Consider the following 1732-nt stretch of genomic DNA (forward strand, 5'->3'; position numbering starts at 1 on the left):
CGCGGGCCGCCCGGCGAGCCGGATGACGACCGGTGCGTTGTAGGCCGCCGAGGAACCCTCCAGGCGGTTCAGGAACCACAGGCGTCGCTGGGCGTAGGAGAGCGGGATGCGGGCGGGGCGCGCCTCCTGCGGCACGGGGCGGAGGACCGGCCGGGCGGGACCGTCGCCTCGCTCGTCGAGCCGGCGCAGCAGCTGCCCCGGTGTCGGCGCCAGGAAGACGTCCTTGATGGCGGCCTGGAGCCCGAGCGCACTCCTGATGCGGTTGGTCAGCTTGCCCGCGAGCAGCGAATGTCCGCCCAGCTTGAAGAAGTTGTCCCCCGCCAGGACCTCGTCCCGCCCCAGGGCCTCGGCGAACAGGCCGCGCAGGATCTCCTCCCGGGGGTCCGCGGTCCGGGGTCCGGCGTTCCTCGCCCGGCCGCCGTCGCCCCCCGTGCGGCGGGCGTCGGCCGCGGCTTCGGCCTCCGCCCTGGCCTTCGCCGTGGTGGCGGCGTCGGCCAGGGCCTGATGCCGGCGGTCGAGTCCCGCGCGCTCTTCCTCGGTCGGCAGCGTGATGTCGCTCAGCCGGGTGTGCTCCGGCCGCTCGGCGAGCGTGATGAGCGCGCGCCCGAAGAGGCCGAGGAGGAGGTGGGCGGTGGGCTCGTCGTACCGCTCGGTGGCGTACTGGAGCACGAGTGTGAGCCCGCCGGGGTCTCCGGTGGCGTCGCTGCGCTCCAGGCAGTGGAAGCTGAGGTCGAACTTGGCGGTGGCCAGGTCGGCTTCCACGAGGGTGGCGGGGATGCCGCCGAGACTCAGGTCCTTCTCCTGTCGGGTCTGGGCACTGACCATGACCTGGAAGAAGGGGTGACGGCCGAGGGAGCGCTCGGGGTTGAGGTCCTCGACGAGGAGGTCGAAGGGCAGGTCCTCGTGGGCGAGGGCGGCGAGGTCGGCGTCCCGGACCCGGGCGAGCAGCTCGCCGAGGGTGGGGTCGCCGGACAGGTCGGTGCGCAGGGCGAGGGTGTTGACGAAGAAGCCGACGAGGTCGTGCAGGTCCTCCTCGGGGCGGCCCGCGACGGGCGTGCCGACGACGAGGTCGGATCCGGCGCCGGCGGCCCGCAGCGCGAGGGCGAGCGCGGTCCGGACGACCGTGAAGAAGGTGGCCCGCCGCTCCTTGGCGACACCGGCCAGCGCCCGGTGGACGGTGGCGTCGAGGTCCGCCGTCACCGCGGCGCCCGTGTGGGCCGGTTCGGCGGTGCGGGGGCGGTCGGCGGGGAGCCGGGTCTCGGCGGGGATGCCGTCCAGCGCCTTGCGCCAGTGGGCGAGCTGCTCGTGTGCGGTGCTGTCGGGGTCGGCGGGGTCGCCGAGCATGTCGTGCTGCCAGAGGGCGTAGTCGGCGTACTGGACCGGCAGCGGCTCCCACTCGGGTGCCCGGCCCTCGGCTCGGGCCGTGCAGGCGGTGTCGAGGTCGCGGAGCAGGCAGCCCACGGACCAGCCGTCGGTGGCGATGTGGTGCACGGACAGCACCAGGACGGAACCTCCGGCGCTGTCGTCGTCGAGCTCGAAGAGGCGGACGCGCAGGGGCGGTTCGCCGGTGATGTCGAGAGGGAGGCGGGCGAACGCGGTCGCCCGCTCCTCCACGTCGTCGGCCGCGCAGCGCACGACCTCCACCGGTACCGCCGGGTCCGTCGTGATCTCCTGGTACGGCTCCCCGTCCACGGCCGGGTACACCGTCCGCAGCACCTCGTGCCGCTCCACC

General features: G+C 74.7%; 1 protein-coding gene. It reads right to left on the reverse strand.

Annotation, left to right across the window (positions count from 1 at the left end):
• The coding region (locus OO54_RS40775) for a condensation domain-containing protein (RefSeq protein ID WP_245236758.1) at positions 1-1716 on the reverse strand (1716 nt) is incomplete at its 3' end.
• Between the last annotated feature and the right edge of the window lie 16 nt (positions 1717-1732).

The sequence above is a fragment of the Streptomyces wedmorensis genome (genome assembly GCF_000716445.1).
GTDB lineage: Bacteria > Actinomycetota > Actinomycetes > Streptomycetales > Streptomycetaceae > Streptomyces > Streptomyces wedmorensis.